The 16,500-nt window shown below is 66.6% G+C and carries 17 protein-coding genes; 8 read left to right on the forward strand and 9 right to left on the reverse strand.

The annotated features are described in order from the left end of the window. Position 1: 1 nt before the first annotated feature. Together AC2FAN_RS09735 and AC2FAN_RS09740 are read right to left on the reverse strand one after the other, a co-directional pair. Positions 2-1,063, reverse strand: coding sequence for a FecCD family ABC transporter permease (locus AC2FAN_RS09735; protein ID WP_265051131.1), 1,062 nt, complete (start codon positions 1,061-1,063; stop codon positions 2-4). A 15-nt stretch (positions 1,064-1,078) separates the two neighbouring features. After that, positions 1,079-2,212, reverse strand: a complete 1,134-nt coding sequence (locus AC2FAN_RS09740) for an ABC transporter substrate-binding protein (RefSeq protein WP_485173571.1) — start codon at positions 2,210-2,212, stop codon at positions 1,079-1,081. Between the two features lie 298 nt (positions 2,213-2,510). Between AC2FAN_RS09740 and AC2FAN_RS09745 the strand changes: the two genes are divergently transcribed. Then, positions 2,511-3,899, forward strand: coding sequence for an ethanolamine ammonia-lyase subunit EutB (locus AC2FAN_RS09745; RefSeq protein ID WP_485173573.1), 1,389 nt, complete (start codon positions 2,511-2,513; stop codon positions 3,897-3,899). Continuing rightward, a complete protein-coding gene (eutC, locus tag AC2FAN_RS09750; RefSeq protein ID WP_485173575.1) occupies positions 3,896-4,702 on the forward strand; it encodes an ethanolamine ammonia-lyase subunit EutC in 807 nt (268 codons plus the stop codon). Before AC2FAN_RS09745 ends, eutC begins: the two co-directional genes overlap by 4 nt. A 31-nt stretch (positions 4,703-4,733) precedes the next feature. Here the strand turns inward: eutC and AC2FAN_RS09755 are convergent, their stop codons facing one another. The 4 genes from AC2FAN_RS09755 to AC2FAN_RS09770 form a co-directional block, all read right to left on the reverse strand. Further along, positions 4,734-5,798 (reverse strand): phosphotransferase family protein, encoded by a 1,065-nt coding sequence (locus AC2FAN_RS09755; RefSeq protein ID WP_485173577.1) that lies wholly within the window; start codon positions 5,796-5,798, stop codon positions 4,734-4,736. 9 nt (positions 5,799-5,807) lie between these two features. After that, positions 5,808-7,025, reverse strand: a complete 1,218-nt coding sequence (locus AC2FAN_RS09760; RefSeq protein ID WP_485173579.1) for an acyl-CoA dehydrogenase family protein — start codon at positions 7,023-7,025, stop codon at positions 5,808-5,810. A 7-nt stretch (positions 7,026-7,032) separates the two neighbouring features. Continuing rightward, a complete protein-coding gene (locus tag AC2FAN_RS09765) occupies positions 7,033-7,776 on the reverse strand; it encodes an SDR family NAD(P)-dependent oxidoreductase (protein WP_485173581.1) in 744 nt (247 codons plus the stop codon). Between the two features lie 138 nt (positions 7,777-7,914). Continuing rightward, positions 7,915-8,121 carry a CsbD family protein gene (locus tag AC2FAN_RS09770; protein ID WP_265051124.1) on the reverse strand — a complete coding sequence of 69 codons (207 nt, stop codon included), beginning with the start codon at positions 8,119-8,121 and terminating at the stop codon, positions 7,915-7,917. 159 nt (positions 8,122-8,280) lie between these two features. Here AC2FAN_RS09770 and AC2FAN_RS09775 point away from each other — a divergent pair, with 159 nt between their 5' ends. After that, the gene (locus tag AC2FAN_RS09775) at positions 8,281-8,616 is read left to right on the forward strand and encodes a GIY-YIG nuclease family protein (protein WP_485173583.1); all 336 of its coding nucleotides are present in this window, start codon (positions 8,281-8,283) and stop codon (positions 8,614-8,616) included. Positions 8,617-8,784: 168 nt separating this feature from the next. On the opposite strand, the gene lepA is transcribed toward AC2FAN_RS09775, so the two are convergent. Beyond that, positions 8,785-10,590, reverse strand: a complete 1,806-nt coding sequence (gene lepA / locus AC2FAN_RS09780) for a translation elongation factor 4 (protein WP_485173585.1) — start codon at positions 10,588-10,590, stop codon at positions 8,785-8,787. A 190-nt stretch (positions 10,591-10,780) separates the two neighbouring features. Between lepA and AC2FAN_RS09785 the strand changes: the two genes are divergently transcribed. Both AC2FAN_RS09785 and AC2FAN_RS09790 read left to right on the forward strand, forming a co-directional pair. Next, a complete protein-coding gene (locus AC2FAN_RS09785; protein WP_265051121.1) occupies positions 10,781-11,380 on the forward strand; it encodes a helix-turn-helix domain-containing protein in 600 nt (199 codons plus the stop codon). Next, complete coding sequence (locus AC2FAN_RS09790; RefSeq protein WP_485173587.1) at positions 11,377-11,913, forward strand: GNAT family N-acetyltransferase; 537 nt, start codon at positions 11,377-11,379, stop codon at positions 11,911-11,913. The genes AC2FAN_RS09785 and AC2FAN_RS09790 overlap by 4 nt, the downstream gene beginning before the upstream one ends. Positions 11,914-12,034: 121 nt before the next feature. On the opposite strand, the gene AC2FAN_RS09795 is transcribed toward AC2FAN_RS09790, so the two are convergent. Next, complete coding sequence (locus AC2FAN_RS09795; protein WP_265051119.1) at positions 12,035-12,283, reverse strand: DUF3297 family protein; 249 nt, start codon at positions 12,281-12,283, stop codon at positions 12,035-12,037. Between the two features lie 203 nt (positions 12,284-12,486). Then, positions 12,487-13,572, reverse strand: a complete 1,086-nt coding sequence (gene hrcA, locus AC2FAN_RS09800) for a heat-inducible transcriptional repressor HrcA (RefSeq protein WP_265051118.1) — start codon at positions 13,570-13,572, stop codon at positions 12,487-12,489. Positions 13,573-13,716: 144 nt separating this feature from the next. Between hrcA and rph the strand changes: the two genes are divergently transcribed. From rph to hemW, 3 genes are all read left to right on the forward strand, one after another. Beyond that, positions 13,717-14,433: a ribonuclease PH gene (rph, locus tag AC2FAN_RS09805; RefSeq protein WP_265051117.1), complete on the forward strand. Its 717-nt coding sequence runs from the start codon at positions 13,717-13,719 to the stop codon at positions 14,431-14,433. Positions 14,434-14,578: 145 nt separating this feature from the next. After that, positions 14,579-15,226 carry an RdgB/HAM1 family non-canonical purine NTP pyrophosphatase gene (gene rdgB / locus AC2FAN_RS09810; RefSeq protein WP_485173589.1) on the forward strand — a complete coding sequence of 216 codons (648 nt, stop codon included), beginning with the start codon at positions 14,579-14,581 and terminating at the stop codon, positions 15,224-15,226. Next, entirely contained in the window at positions 15,223-16,422 is a 1,200-nt protein-coding gene (gene hemW / locus AC2FAN_RS09815; RefSeq protein ID WP_485173591.1) for a radical SAM family heme chaperone HemW, read from the forward strand. Before rdgB ends, hemW begins: the two co-directional genes overlap by 4 nt. The last annotated feature ends 78 nt before the right edge of the window (positions 16,423-16,500 follow it).

A 16,500-nucleotide genomic window follows, 5' to 3' on the forward strand; every position in this document is an offset into this window, starting at 1 on the left:
GTCAGGCTGCCTTGTTGCGGATCGACATGACCAGGCTGATGAAGAACGGCACGCCGATCAGCGCCGTGATGATGCCGATCGGATAGATCACCCCCGGCGTAATCACCTTCGAGACGGTGGAAGCCAGCGAGAGCAGCACCGCGCTCGCGATCGTCGCCACGGGCAGGAAGAAGCGCTGGTCCTCGCCGACCAAAAGCCGCGCGATATGCGGGCCGACGAGCCCGATGAAGCCGATGCCGCCGACGAAGGAGACCGAGACCGCGGCCAGCAGCGAGGTCGCGATCAGGATTTCCAACCGCAGGCGATCGACGCGGACGCCGAGGCTTTCCGCCCGTTCGTCGCCGAGACGGAGCGCGGTGAGCGCCCAGCCGCGCATCAGGAAGAACGGCAACGCAAGCCCGATCAGCACGGCGGCGACGCCGACCTTGGTCCAGGTGGCGCGGGCGAGGCTGCCCAGCGTCCAGAACACGATCTGGGTCAGTTGCACCTCGTTGGAGCGATACTGCAGCAGCGCCGTGATGGCGTTGCAGGTGAAGAGCAGAGCGATGCCGACGAGGATCATCGTCTCGGCGCTGACGCCCCGCAGCTTGGTCATGAGGAACAGGACGAGCGACGCGGCAAGCGCGAAGACGAAGGCGTTGGCCGTGACGATGAACGCTCCGGCGCCGGGGATGACGCTCCAGCCGAAGACGATCGCGACGGAGGCGCCGACCGTCGCGGCGGCGGATACGCCGAGCGTGAAGGGGTCGGCCAGCGGATTGGCGAGAATGGTCTGCATGCCTGCCCCGCTCAGGCCCAGCATCGCGCCGACGGCGAGCGCCATCAGCGCGATCGGCAGGCGCAGATCCCAGACGATGACGGACAGCCGCGGCGTGGCCGATTGCGGATCGGCCAGCGTGCGCAGTACATCGGCGAGCGGCAGATTGCCCGGCCCGATCGAGACATCGAGCGCCACCGCGAGGACGAGCGCGACAACGCCGAGAAGCACGAGCCTCAGGCGCTTCGTATTGCGCTTGCGATAGTCCGCAGTCGCGGTCGCCGGCACGGGCAGGACAGCCGTCATCGCCTCAGGCCGCGCTCACTGGAGCTTCGCCCAGAACACGCCGGAATAGGCGATCGGCAGGAACTTCTCGTGGAATTCCTTGAACACCACCTCCGGATCGAGATCCTTGAAAAGATCCGGGTAGAGTTCTTTGGCCATGGCGAGTTCGGCGACGAAGTAATACGGCGCGTCGTAGAACTGGTGGTAGAAGGCCATCACCTTCTTGCCCTGCACCGCCTTGAGCTGCTGGAAGCCGGGCCGCTGCATCAGCGCCGACATCTCCTTCTGGACCTTTTCAGGCGTGGCGTCGTAGCCGAGGCTGACGGCAGTGCTGCCGGGATTGCTGCCGTACCAGTTGGCGCCGGTCAGGAAATAGACGTCGGGATTGTCGGAGAGCACCTTCTCCTGCGCAGCCTCGGCCTGGAAGGCCGAGAAGAACTGGCTGCCCCAGTTGCGTCCACCGGCCTCCTCGATGAAGCGGCCGAAATTGAAGGGGCCGAAGGTGGCGCAGCAAGGCAGCAGGCCGGCCGCGCGCTCGACGAAGACCATCGGCTTCTTCTTGTCGGGAATAGAGCCGACGCGGGCATAGATGCGCCGGGTCTGCTGCATGTAGTAGTCGGCGAAGGCGTTCGCCTCCTTCTCGCGGCCGAGCACGCGGCCCAGCAACTGCACGCTCGGCAGCACGTTCTGTGTCGGATCCTGGCGGAAATCGACGAAGACCGTGGCGATGCCAGCCTTCTCGAGCTTGCCGAGCAGGCCGGTCTCCTGCGCCTTGAAGTAGTTGGAGAGGTCGAGGATGTAGACCTCGGTGCCGAGCGAGGCGATCTTCTCCATGCTGACATCGGCCGCAAAAGGGTTGCCCATATCGGCGACGTCCTTGGCCTTCGGGAACTTCGCCAGATATTTCGCCCAGGCGCCCGGATCGTTCTGGATCAGGTCGTTGCCCCAGCCGACGACGCGCTTGAACGGATCCTCGCGGTCCAGCATCGCCAGCGTGTAGAGCTGGCGGCCTTCGCTGAGCACGATCTTCGATGGATCGCGCGTGACGTTGACGACGCGCCCGGCGAGATCGGTCACCTCGATCGTCTCGGCCCGCGCCGAAGCCGACAAGGCGGCAATAGCCAGTGCGGCAACCGAGAGCAGGCGGGTCAGCCGGGGCAGAACAAACATGACAACCGTCCTTATCGAGAACTCCCCCGCGCTTACACAGTCTTGCGGGGTCCATCAAAGCAAATCGCTCTGTTTTTAATCATTCTAAATTAGTGAATACTGGTGATTTCCTGAAATCTCCCGACGCATCGTCTCGCCGCCGACCTTGGATCGCTCGGCAGGCTGCCGGAGGCGCGATCCCTGTTGCGGAGAAGGCAACCCCCAGCTTTTGCCCGCCGGCACGATTCATGCTGAAGATCGGGCGATCGATCGCGCGGGGACGCCGACCAGCCCCGCCGGCAGCAGAGAGGTGAAGCGCATGGCCTATCGCCATGTCATCGGTTCGCGAAGCTATGTCTTCGACGACCTGCGCGATCTCATGGCGAAGGCGACGCCGCTGCGCTCCGGCGACCAGCTCGCGGGGCTGGCGGCTCGATCTGCTGAAGAGGCCGTGGCCGCCCGCATGGCCCTCGCCGACCTGCCGCTCGCGACCTTCCTGTCGCAGGCGCTGGTCCCCTACGAGACCGACGAGGTCACCCGCCTGATCGTCGACAGCCATGATGTCGCGGCCTTCGCGCCCGTCGCCAGCCTGACGGTCGGAGGCTTTCGCGACTGGCTGCTCTCGGACGAAGCCTCGCAGGAGGCGCTGACGAGGCTGGCGCGGGGCATCACGCCGGAGATGGCGGCTGCCGTCTCCAAGATCATGCGCCTGCAGGATCTCATCGCGGTGGCGCGGAAATGCCGGGTGGTGACCCGTTTCCGCAACACGATCGGCCTGCCCGGCACCATGGGCGTGCGCCTGCAGCCGAACCACCCGGCCGACGACCCGCGCGGCATCGCTGCATCGATCATCGACGGGCTGTCCTATGGCTGCGGCGATGCCGTCATCGGCATCAATCCGGTCTCGGACAATCTCGCCGTGCTGTCGGACCTGCTCAAGCTGCTCGACGAGGTGATCCGGCGCTACGAGATCCCGACGCAGGGCTGCGTGCTCACCCATGTCACCTCCTCGATCGAATTGATCGGACGCGGCGCACCGGTCGACCTCGTCTTCCAGTCCGTCGCCGGCACGCAGGCCGCCAACCGCTCCTTCGGCATCGATCTCGCGGTGCTGCGCGAAGGTTACGAGGCCGGCCTCTCGCTCAAGCGCGGCACGCTGGGACAGAACCTGATGTATTTCGAGACGGGGCAGGGCTCGGCGCTCTCGGCGGAGGCGCATCACGGTGTCGACCAGCAGACTCTGGAGGCGCGCGCCTATGCCGTCTGCCGGGCCTTCGATCCGCTGCTGGTCAACACCGTCGTCGGCTTCATCGGCCCGGAATACCTCTATGACGGCAAGCAGATCACCCGCGCCGGGCTGGAAGACCATTTCTGCGGCAAGCTGATGGGCCTGCCGCTGGGTTGCGACGTCTGCTACACCAATCACGCCGAAGCGGATCAGGACGACATGGACGCGCTGCTGACGCTGCTCGGTGCCGCCGGCGTCACCTATGTCATGGGCGTGCCCGGCGCCGACGACGTGATGCTGAACTATCAGTCGACCTCCTTCCACGACCAGCTCTACATCCGCGACCTGCTCGGGCTGAAGCGCGCGCCCGAATTCGAGCGCTGGCTGCAGGAGCAGGGCCTGACCGGAACCGATGGCCGCCTCCGGCCCCAGGCCGGCGCGCCGCGCCTGATTACCTCGCTGGCGGAGCTGGTGGCGTGAGCGTGCCCGATCCCTGGCCAAGGCTGTCGGCACTGACGCCGGCGCGCATCGGCATCGGCCGTGCCGGCTCGGGGCTAGGCACGCGCGAGACGCTGCGTTTCGCACTAGCGCATGCACAGGCGCGCGATGCCGTCCACGCCGAGCTCGATGTCGGAAAACTTGCGGCCAAACTGGCAACGCCCGGGCTCGATAGCCTTCAAGTGGCGAGCCGCGCGGCCGGGCGTGCCTCCTACCTGCTGCGGCCCGATCTCGGCCGCAGCCTCACTTCCGAAAGCCGGGCCCTTTTGGAAAGCCGCGCTGGCACGGGCTGCGATATCGCGCTCGTCATCGCCGACGGTCTTTCGGCGAGCGCCGTCCAGGCCCACGCGATAAACTTCGTGGCGGCTTTCCTGCCTCTCGCGCAGCGCCTTGGCTGGTCGCTGTCGCCGGCCGTTATCGTCTCGCAGGGCCGGGTCGCGATCGGCGACGAGATCGGCGCACTCCTCGGCGCGCGCCTGACGTTGCTGCTGATCGGTGAGCGACCCGGCCTCTCCTGCCCCGACAGCCTCGGGGTCTATGTCACCTACGCGCCGCGCCCCGGCCGCAACGACGGCGAACGCAACTGCGTTTCCAACATCCATGGCGCCGGTCTGGCACCCTCCGAGGCCGCCGCACGCGCTGCCTGGCTGGTCGAGGCGGCCTTTGCGCGCGGGCTCTCCGGCGTGGCGCTGAAGGATGAGAGCGCGAGCAGCACGCCCCCCGCCTCACCACTGACGCGATTTGAACGCGCCATCATAGGCGGGCTCGATCCGCCCGTTTCTTAAACTTGCCCGCTCTGGCCTGAGATTCCCGGGTCTACGCTTCGCTTCGCCCGAGAAAGACGCCCTGCCCTTCCATGGACTCAAGGGCGCGCCGCGCAAAGCGCTGTGCCAGCGGCGCCAATGCGGCAGCATTCGTCCCTGCTGCCGATCCGGCCCGCACACGATCGGCGATGCCGACGAAGATCACGGCGAAACGGAACAGCGCGAAGACGAGATGGAAGCGCAGCAGGGGAGCCGTCGGCACGGCATGCGCATAATAATGCCTTAGGAATTCGGCCTCGGTGGGAATGCCGAGCGCGGCGCCGTCGAGCCCGAGGATTCCGCCATACTCGTCCGGGGCGGTATGCCAGGGCATGGTGCAATAGCCGAGATCGGCGAGCGGATGGCCGAGCGTCGATAATTCCCAGTCGAGAATGCCGATCACCTCGGGCTTCGTCGGGTGGAACAGCAGATTGCCGAGCCTGTAATCTCCATGGGCGATGGAGACCTGGCCGTCGTCGGGGGGCAGATGTGCCGGCAGCCAGGCCGCGACAGTCTCCAGCTCCGCGATCCGTTCGCCCGGCGACTCGCGCAGCTGCCCGGTCCAGCGCGCGATCTGGCGCTCGAAGTAGTTGCCGGGGCGGCCATAGTCGCCAAGCCCGACCGCATCCGGGCTGACGGCATGGAGTTTCGCCAGCGCCTCGGCCATGCCGAGATAGATGCCGCGCCGCTCGTCCGGCTCCAATCCCGGCAGCGCGCAGTCGTGGAAGACGCGGCCTTCCAACCGCTCCATCAGGTAGAAGGGCGTGCCGAGCGGCTCGGGATCGACGTGAAAGAGCACGGCGCGGGGCACCGGGACATTCGTCGGTCCCAGCGCTTCTAGAACGCGATATTCCCGGTCGATGGCATGTGCGCCCCGCAGGATCGGCCCGGCCGGCTGCTTGCGCAGCACGAGGCGCCGTTCGCCATGATCGACGAAATAGGTCGGGTTCGACTGGCCCCCGCCGATGCGCTCGATGGCGAGCTTCCCGGCGCCGAAGCGCTCGCGCAGGAAGCCCGCCAGCGCGGCGGGGTCGAAATCCAGGTTGCCGCTCGCGGCCTCGCTATCCTGTCCCGCCATCGCCGAACCTCAGTCCTGCACCTGCCCGGCGACGGGCCAGCGCCAGAAATCGCGGCCCTCCTCGGTCAGGAAGCGGTTCAGCACCATCTTGTGGACCTCGTCAGCGCCGTCGACCAGCCGCGCCTGCCGGGCGTAACGGTAGATCCACTCCAGCACAGTGTCCTTGGAGTAGCCGCGCGCGCCGTTGATCTGGATCGCGACATCGGCCGCGTCGTGCAGGACGTTGGCGACCTGGACCTTGGCCATCGAGACCTCCTTGCGGGCGAATCCGCCGCGCTCAAGCTCCCAGGCCGCCTTCATCACCAGCATGCGGCCGATCTCGATGCGCATGGCGAGGTCACCGAGCTTGAGCTGGATGCTCTCGCGGTCGGCGAGGCGCTGGCCGAAGCCGTAGCGCTCGGCGGCATAGGCCTGCGCGATCTCGATGCAGCGCCTGGAGAGGCCGAGCCAGCGCATGCAATGGGTCAGGCGGGCCGGGCCGAGCCGCACCTGCGTCACCTTCATGCCCTTGCCCTCGCCGGCGAGCACATCCTCGGCGGGGATTTCGAGCCCGTCGAACTCGATCTCGCAATGGCCGCCATGCTCTTCGGGCCCCATGATCTCGATGCGGCGCAGGATGCGCCAGCCCGGCTGGTCGGCATGGAAGAGGAAGGCGGTGAGGCCGTTGCGCGGATCGTCGGAGGTGCGGGCAATGAGGGTGAAGTGCTTGGCCTCCTCTGCGCCGGTGATGAACCATTTGCGGCCGCTGACGACGTAGCGGTCGCCGCGCCGCTCGGCCTTGGTCAGGATCATTGAGGGATCGGAACCGCCGCCCGGATGCGGCTCGGTCATGGCGAAGGCGGAACGGACCCGGCCCTCGACGATCGGCTTGAGCCAGCGCTCCTTCTGATAGGGCGTGCCGAGCGCTTCCAGCATCATCATGTTGCCGTCGTCGGGCGCGGCCGAATTAAAGACGACGGGGCCGAAGATCGAGCGGTTCATCTCCTCGTAACAGACCGCCATGCCGATCTTGCCGAGCCCGGCTCCGCCGGTTTCGGGCTTGAGCTGCAGGCACCAGAGCCCTTCGGCACGCGCCTTGGCGCGGAGCGTCTCCAGCAATGGCAGCGCAATGTTGCCATGCGGATCATAGGACGCCCGGTCCGCTTCGAGCGGGATGATCTCACGGGCGACGAACGCGGCGATACGCGCGCGATAATCTTCGATCCGGGGCGTGATCTCGAAGTTCATGGTTCGCTCACAGGGACGAGACGAGATGGCCGCCATCGACCTCGATGGTCGAGCCGGTGATGTAGCTTCCGGCGGCCGAGGCCAGCAGCAAAAGCGCGCCGTCGAGTTCCTCCGGCTGGCCGAGGCGGCGCTGCGGGATGCGCTTGACGAGCTGCCGGCCGGCTTCGCTGGCGAAGAAATCGCGGTTGATATCGGTCTCGATATAGCCGGGACACAGCGCGTTAACGCGAATGCCGTCGCGCGCCCATTCGAGCGCGAGCGCCTTGGTGAGTTGGATCACGCCGGCCTTCGACGCGGCATAGGCGCTGACCCCGCCGGCGACGCGATGGCCAAGGATCGAGGCGATGTTGACGATGGTGCCACCCCCGGCTTCACGCATCCCGCGCGCCACCGCCTGTGCGACGAGGAAGACGCCCTTGAGATTGGTGTCGATCACCGCATCCCAATCGGCCTCGCTGAGGTCAGCCGCTCGCCCGGCGCCGCTGATGCCGGCATTGTTGATCAGGATATCGAAAGACCTGCCGGCAAGCGCTTCCTTGATCGAAGCGGAATCGACGACATCGAGCGACAAAACGCCGGCCTTGCCGCCGCGGGCCGCGATCTCAGCGCAGGCAGCGTCCAATGCGGCCGGACGTCGCGCCGCCAAGGTGACGTCGGCGCCATGGCGCGCGAGCAGCTTCGCGAAATGCAGCCCCAGACCGCCCGATGCGCCCGTGACAAGGGCGCGCTTCCCTGAGAGATCGTCGAACATCAGGCATCCCGCTTCGATCACCCCCAACCTTCGGCCGGTTGCCGGCCGCGATCAAGGCCGCCGTTCCACGCAAAAAGCCCGGCGCATGCGCCGGGCTTCGTCTCAGACTTACGGATGGCCGATCAGCGGCCGCCGCGGTCACTGCCAGGTCTGGCGGCCGTACCAATCATCGATATCGGTGCGCGCCTTGTCCTTCGCGAGGCCGTAACGCTCCTGAATCTTGCCTTCGAGCTGGTCGCGCTTGCCGGCGATGACGTCGAGATCGTCATCGGTCAGCTTGCCCCACTGTTCCTTGACCTTGCCCTTGACCTGCTTCCAGTTTCCTTCGACGCGATTCCAGTCCATCGGGACCTCCTCATGAGAGTGTGGATTCATGGAAACAACGCGCCGACGGCGCGATTGTTCATTCGAAAAGCAGTCGCGGCGTAAAATACCCGGATAAAATGTTGCGTTAATAAAATCCGGGTATTATTGAACGCTCATCAGACAGGATGGGTTGAACCGATGCAGATGGCGGACAGGAGAGCGGCGACAGCCGCCTACAAGGAACGGAAGACGGTGGCAGGCATCTTCGCCTTCCGCTGCGAGGCGGCCGGGCTGATCTGGGTCGGCCGCGCACCCGATCTCGCGACGATCGAGAATCGCCTGCGCTTCACATTGCGCCATGGCGGCCATCGCCAGCGCTCCTTGCAGGCGGCCTCGAACGCGTATGGTCCGGACGCCTTCCGGTTCGAGGCGCTCGAACGGCTGGAGGACGAGGATATCGTCTATGTTCGGGATCGCGTGCTGAAGGAGCGCCTCGCCCATTGGCAGGCGAAGCTCGGTGCCGAGGCGATCTAACGCGTCATTTCTCGTCGAAACCGCACCGTCATCCCGGGGCTTGCCCCGGGATCCATCATAGAGCGCAAGTGCCTTTCGATGGATCCCGGATCGGCGCCGCTTCGCGGCTTGTCCGGGATGACGGCGCCCTTCCGGAAATGCCGCGTGCTCGCGAGCGGCCGGAGCCGCTCAGTCGTCCATCTTGAGGGCGGCGATGAAGGCTTCCTGCGGGATTTCGACCTTGCCGAACTGCCGCATCTTCTTCTTGCCTTCCTTCTGCTTCTCCAGAAGCTTGCGCTTGCGGGTGGCGTCGCCGCCATAGCACTTGGCGGTCACATCCTTGCGCAGCGCGCGGATGGTCTCGCGCGCGATGATCTTGCCGCCAATGGCCGCTTGAACCGGAATCTGGAACATGTGCGGCGGGATCAGCTCCTTGAGCTTCTCGCACATGGCGCGGCCGCGAGCGTCGGCGCGCGAGCGATGGACCAGCATCGAGAGCGCATCGACCGGCTCGGCATTGACCAGGATCGACATGCGCACGAGGTCGCCCTCGCGATAATCTGTGATGGCGTAGTCGAAGGAGGCGTAGCCCTTCGAGATCGACTTCAGCCGGTCGTAGAAATCGAACACGACCTCGTTCAGCGGCAGGTCGTAGACGACCTTGGCGCGTGAGCCGACATAGGACAGGTCGGTCTGGATACCGCGGCGGTCCTGGCAGAGCTTCAGGACGGAGCCGAGATACTCGTCGGGCGTGAAGATCGTCGCCTTGATCCAGGGCTCCTCGATGAATTCGATCTTCATCACGTCCGGCATGTCGGCCGGGTTGTGCAGCTCCAGCGTGGTGCCGTCGCGCAGCTTGAGATGGTAGACCACCGAAGGCGCGGTCGAGATCAGATTGAGGTTGAACTCGCGCTCCAGCCGCTCCTGGATGATCTCCAGATGCAGCAAGCCGAGGAAGCCGCAGCGGAAGCCGAAGCCGAGCGCCGCCGACGTCTCCATCTCGTAGGAGAACGACGCATCGTTCAGCCGCAGCCGGCTCATCGCGGCGCGCAGCACCTCGAAATCGGCGGCGTCGACCGGGAAGATGCCGCAGAACACCACCGGCTGCACCGGCTTGAAGCCCGGCAGCGCCTGCGGGGTCTGGCGCTTCTCGTCCGTGATGGTGTCGCCGACGGCGGTATCGGCGACCTCCTTGATCGAGGCGGTGAAGAAGCCGACTTCGCCGGGGCCGAGCTCCTTGACCTCCTGCATCTTGGGCTTGAAAACGCCGACGCGATCGACGCCATAGGAGGCGTTTGCGCGCATCATCCGGATGGTCATGTTCTTCTTGAGCACGCCATCGATGACGCGCACGAGCACGACGACGCCGAGATAGGCGTCATACCAGCTGTCGACCAGCAGGCATTTCAGCGGCGCGTCGGGATCGCCCTTGGGCGCCGGCAGCTTGGTGACGATGGCTTCGAGCACGCCCTCGATATTGATGCCAGTCTTGGCCGAGATCGGCACGGCCTCGGAGGCGTCGAGCCCGATCACATCCTCGATCTGCTGCTTGATCCGCTCGGGATCGGCGGCGGGCAGGTCGATCTTGTTGAGGACGGTAACGATCTCGTGGTTGGCGTCGAGAGCCTGATAGACGTTGGCGAGCGTCTGCGCCTCGACGCCCTGCGAGGCATCGACGACCAGGAGCGAGCCCTCGCAGGCCGCCAGCGAGCGCGAGACCTCATAGGCGAAATCGACGTGGCCGGGGGTGTCCATCAGGTTCAGGACGTAGTCCTTGCCGTCCTGCGCCCGATAGTCGAGCCGCACCGTCTGGGCCTTGATGGTGATGCCGCGCTCCTTCTCGATATCCATCGAGTCGAGGATCTGCTCGCTCATGTCGCGGGCCGCGACGGTGCCGGTCTGCTGGATCAGACGATCGGCCAGCGTCGACTTGCCGTGGTCGATATGCGCGACGATCGAGAAGTTGCGGATATTGTCGATGGTGCGGGTGCTCATGCGCGCGCCATAGCAGTGATGCCGCGCCGCGCCAAGCGCCGGCCTCTCGAGAGACCCTTCCGGAGGCCTGTTTTGCTCGGGAGCCGCCGCGTCATCCCAGGTCAAGCCGGGATGACGGCAGGGGCTTCAGCGCGGGCATCCTGAACGTTGTCTCTTGCAATTTCCATTATCTAAGAATTATTCTCTCAATATGGAATTTGAGAACGACACCGAAATCGACCGCCGCCTGGGGCAGCGCCTGAAGTCGGCCCGCCAGCGCCATGGCCTGACGCTCGATGTGCTGGCCGAGCGCAGCGGCGTCAGCCGGGCGATGATCTCGCGGGTCGAGCGCGGCGAATCGAGCCCCACCGCAGCGCTGCTGGTCCGCCTCGGCTCCGGGCTCGGCCTGTCGCTCTCGGCGCTGCTGGAAGAGGAGGCAGGAACCGGGCCATTGGCGCGGCATGCTGCCCAACCGGTCTGGCGCGATCCGGCGAGCGGCTATCTGCGCCGCAACGTCTCGCCGCGCGGCACGGGATCGGGCTTCGAGATCGTCGAGGTCGAGTTGCCGGGCGGCGCCGAGGTCCGCCTCGACAACGCGACGGGTGCACCTGCACTCGACCAGCAGGTCTGGGTGCTGCAAGGCAGGCTCGACCTGACGGTCGAGGGTATCGGCCACGCGCTTTCCGAGGGTGACTGCCTGCAGATGCATCTGCGCGGCGCCATCATCTACCGCAATCCGGGCGCCGTGCCCGTCCGCTACGTCGTCATCCTCGCCGCCGGGCGCGGCAGTTTTCCGGGACATATCGCATGAACGCGGTCAGCTTCTCCGTCGCCATCGACGTCTTCGACGCCCGGGCTGCCGAGGCCGCCATTCCGGCGCTGTCCGAAATCCTGCGCGACTGCGTCGCCAACGGCGCCTCGGTCGGCTTCATGAACTGGAACACGACGGCGGACTATGAGCGCTTCTGGCGCGATGTCGCGGCTGGCGTCGCGGGCGGGCAGGTTGTCCTGCTGGGCGCGCGCGCGGCGGACGGCCTCGTCGGCACGGCGCAACTTCACCTGATCGGCAAACCGAACCAGCCGCATCGGGCCGAGATCGCCAAGGTGCTGGTGCATTCCCGTGCGCGCCGGCAGGGCATTGGCGAAGCACTGATGCAGCGTGCAGAAGCGATCGCGCGCGATAGAGGACGCGACCTGCTGGTGCTCGACACGGACGAGCACGGCGCGGCACGGCGGCTCTACAATCGGCTCGGCTGGACGGAAGCCGGCACCATCCCGCGCTATGCGCTGATGCCTGATGGAGCCGACTGCGGCTCGACGTTTTTCTACAAGGGCCTCGCTTGAGTGACAGGCGTCATGCTCGGGCTTGACCCGAGCATCTCTTGCCGGTGGAGGCTCCAGCGCTTCGTCTTGCCTGGGATTCTCGGGTCAAGCCCGAGAATGACGGCGGTAGGAATGGCGCGCTTCAGCTCTCGACGTTGCCGCGGATATAAGGCTCGACCGGGCCCTTGAGCGTGATCGTCATCGGCCGACCGAAGCGATCCTTGGCGGCGCCGGCCGCGACCTTCACCCAGCCTTCGGAGACGCAATATTCCTCGACATTGGTCTTCTCGACGCCCTTGAAGCGGATGCCGATGTCACGCGCCAGCACGTCGGCGTTGTAGAAGGGGCTGTCCGGGTTGACGGAAAGACGGTCGGGAAGCTGGTCTGACATGGATCTGGCCTTGGGTGTTCGCAAACGGGTCGCTTTCGCGCACACCTAGCCGCATCCGCGCCGGAAGCCAAATTCTTCAAGTGAAAACCTGTCGTCATTCCGGACAAGCGGCGAAGCCGCGCCGATCCGGAATCCATCGAAGAGTGCCGCGCCCGGCGATGGATCCCGGGGCAAGCCCGGGATGACGGCGATGGCCCGGCGCCTCAGCGCTCGCCGTCGAGCAGGCGGCCGACGACCTTGGCGGTGTAGTCGACCATCGGGACGATGCGGGCATAGTTCAGCCGCGTCGGGCCGATGATGCCGACCACGCCGACGATGCGCTGCTCGGCATCGCGGAACGGCGCCGCCACCATCGAGGAACCCGACATCGAGAACAGCTTGTTCTCCGAGCCGATAAAGATGCGCACGCCGTCGCCCTGCTCGGCGCGGGTGAGGAGATCGATGACATCGGTCTGCGTCTCGAGATCGCCGAAGAGCATGCGGATTCGTTCGAGGTCCTCCTGCGCCCGGAGGTCCTCGAGCAGGTTGGCCTGGCCGCGCACGATGAGATGGCGGTCGCTGCCGGGGCCGGACTGGGTCGCGATGCCGCTCTCCACCAGCCGCGCGGTGAGCACATCGAGCTCGCGCTCCATCAGCGCGCGCTGCCCGGCGATCTCGCCGCGCAGGTCCGCCAGCGTCTTGCCGAGGATGCGGGCGTTGAGGAAGTTCGCGGCCTCGACCAGCGCCGAGGCGGGCAAACCCACCGGCAGCGCCAGCAGGCGGTTCTCGACCGCGCCGTCCTCCGAGACGAGGACGACGAGCGCGCGGGCCGGATCGAGCCGGACGAATTCGATGTGCTTGAGTCGCGGATCGGCCTTGGTCGTCACGACCACGCCGGCGCCGCGCGAGAGACCGGAGAGCAGCGCCGAGGCCTCGGTCAATGTCTGGTCGAGATTGCGATGGCCTGCCCCGGCCCGGATCTGCGCCTCGATGCGCGCCCGCTCGTCCGAGGTGAGGTTGCCGACCTCCATCATCGCGTCGACGAAGAAGCGCAGGCCCCGTTCCGTGGGCAGGCGCCCGGCGGAAGTATGCGGCGCATAGATCAGCCCGGCCAGCTCCAGATCGGTCATGACGTTGCGCACCGTCGCCGGGGACAGAGCCATCGGCAGCAGGCGGGCAATATTGCGCGAACCGACCGGCTCCCCGGTCGCGAGGTAGCCGTCGACGATCTGGCGGAAAATCTCGCGCGAGCGCTGGTCGGTCTCGACCAGGCCGCTCATCGTCTCGGGGCGGGGCGTATGGGCGCTCATGAACCTGTTCGGGCGAACCGTCGTTCCAACCCTATTGTCGTCATGCAGGAGGCGCGGATCAAGGGGTGAAACAGGGCCGGCGCCTTGCCGAGCGCGGCATGAGCGCCTACAAGCCGCCACTTCTCCGCAAGACAGGATTATTTCATGCGACCCTCCAAACGCGCCGCAGACGAGATGCGCAAGGTCACGCTCGAGCGCGGCGTGGTTCGCTATGCCGAGGGTTCCTGCATGGTGACGTTCGGCGAGACCAAGGTGCTCTGCGCCGCGACCGTCGAGGAAAAGGGGCCGCCGTGGCTGCGCGGCACCGGCAAGGGCTGGGTCACCGCCGAGTATTCGATGCTGCCGCGCGCCACCCATGAGCGCACCCGCCGCGAGGTCACCTCCGGCAAGCCCTCCGGCCGCACGCAGGAGATTCAACGCCTGATCGGCCGCTCGCTGCGCGCGGTCGTCGACCTCACCGCGATCGGCGAGCGCCAGATCGTCGTCGATTGCGACGTGCTGCAGGCCGATGGCGGCACCCGCACGGCCTCGATCACCGGCGCCTGGGTGGCGCTGCATGACGCATTGAAATGGATGGAAGGGCGCAGCCTGCTCAAGGGCACCAACCCGCTCAAGGACCATGTCGCCGCCATCTCCTGCGGCATCGTCGCCGGCAATCCGGTGATCGATCTCGACTATGTCGAGGATTCCGGCGCGCAGACCGACGCGAATTTCGTCATCACCGGCACGGGCGGCCTCGTCGAGGTGCAGGGCACGGCGGAAGGCGCGCCGTTCTCGGAAGAGGAGCTGCTTGCGCTGCTCAAGCTCGCAAAGGGCGGCGTCAGCAAGCTTGTCGCGCTGCAGAAGGCGGCGGTCGCCTGATCCGGCCGATCGCACAAGCAATCGAACAACACCGTCATTCCGGACGCAGCGAAGCGCAGATCCGGAATCCATCGTAGAGTTGCGACGCCCTTCGATGGATCCCGGGTCAAGCCCGGGATGACGAGGCGGGTAACGAGAGATACCGATGCCGAACCACCGCCTCCTCTCCGGCAAGGTCGTGATCGCGACCCATAACCAGGGCAAGCTGCGCGAAATGCGCGAGCTGCTGGCGCCCTACGGCATCGAGCTCGTCTCGGCCGGCGAGCTCGGCCTGCCCGAGCCGGTCGAGGACGGGTTCATGTTCTCGGAGAATGCAGCGATCAAGGCGGTCGCAGCGACGCAGGCGAGCGGCCTTCCGGCGCTCTCCGACGATTCCGGCGTCTGCATCGACGCGCTCGACGGCGCGCCCGGCCTGTTCTCGGCCAACTGGGCCGGGCCGGGCAAGGATTTCGCCCCGGCGATCGCACGCGTGCAGATGGAACTGGCGAAGCGCGGCGCGACCACGCCCGGGCAGCGCAAGGCTCACTTCGTCTCGGCGCTGGTCATCGCCTGGCCGGACGGGCATCAGGAGCTGTTCGAGGGGCGCGTCTTCGGCACGGTCACGCATGACATCCGCGGTGCAGGCGGCTTCGGCTACGACCCGATCTTCCTGCCTGATGGCCACGACAAGACCTTCGGCGAGATGACGGCGCAAGAGAAGCACGGCATCCCCGCCGATGGCTCGCCCGGCCTGTCGCATCGTGCGCGCGCCTTCCACGCGCTCGCCGCCACCTGCCTGAGGAAGCCGGCGTGAGCCCCGCGGCCGCCCTGATCGAGCGGCCCGGCGTCTCGCATCCGACCGCGGATGCAGGCTTCGCCGTCTATGTGCATTGGCCGTTCTGCCTGGCCAAGTGCCCCTATTGCGACTTCAACTCGCATGTGCGGCTGCAACCGCCCGACCAGCAGCGTTATATCGCCGCCTTCCGCAGCGAGATCGCCCACCGCGCCGCACTGGCGCCCGGCCGCACCGTCTCGTCGATCTTCTTCGGAGGCGGCACGCCCTCGCTGATGGAAGGCCGCACCGTCGGCGCGATCCTCGACGCGATCGGCGAGCACTGGGCCGTCGACCCGAACTGCGAGGTTTCGCTGGAGGCGAATCCGACCAGCGTCGAGGCCGGCCGTTTCCGCGATTTCCGCGCGGCCGGCGTCAACCGCGTCTCGCTCGGCGTGCAGGCCCTGAACGATGCCGACCTGAAGGCGCTCGGCCGGATGCACTCGGCAGAGGAAGCGCTCGCCGCGGTCGCGATCGCCCGAAAGTATTTCGAGCGCTATTCCTTCGACCTGATCTATGCCCGCTCGCCCTTGCAGACGCCGGCGCTGTGGCGGGCCGAGCTGGAGCTCGCGATCAGCCATGCGGCCGAGCATCTCTCGCTCTACCAGCTCACGATCGAGCCCGGCACGGCCTTCGAGCGGCTGTTCCGGGCGGGCAAGCTTGCGATTCCCGATCATGATGCCGGTGCGGCGCTCTACGAGACGACGCAGGAGATCACGGCCCGGCACGGTCTGCCGGTCTACGAGATCTCGAACCACGCACGGCCGGGCGCGGAATGCCGGCACAACCTGGTCTACTGGCATTATGGCGAATATGCCGGCGTCGGCCCCGGCGCGCATGGCCGGCTGGTGACGGCGCAGGGCCGCATGGCCCATTCGACCGAGAAGCGGCCGGAAATCTGGCTGGAGCGTGTCGAGGCCGAAGGCCACGCGCTGGTCGAGGACGAGCTGTTGAATTCGGAAGCGCAGGGCGACGAGTACCTGCTGATGGGGCTTCGCCTCGTCGAGGGGATCGATCCGGCCGTCTTCAAGGCGCTCGCCGGCCGCGAACTCAACGCCAAGCGCGTCGCCAGCCTGATCGACGAAAAGCTGCTGATGCACCGCCCCGGCGGCCGGCTCGCCGCGACGCCGGACGGCGCGCTGCTGCTAGACGCGCTTGTGGCTGACCTCGCGGCTTGAGCGGTTTACGGCCTCCGGAACCTCCGCGGTCATTCCGGGGCATCGCGCAGCGATGAGCCCGGAACCCAGAACCGATGC

The organism is Allobosea sp. RIT-PG3_2 (assembly GCF_057321085.1).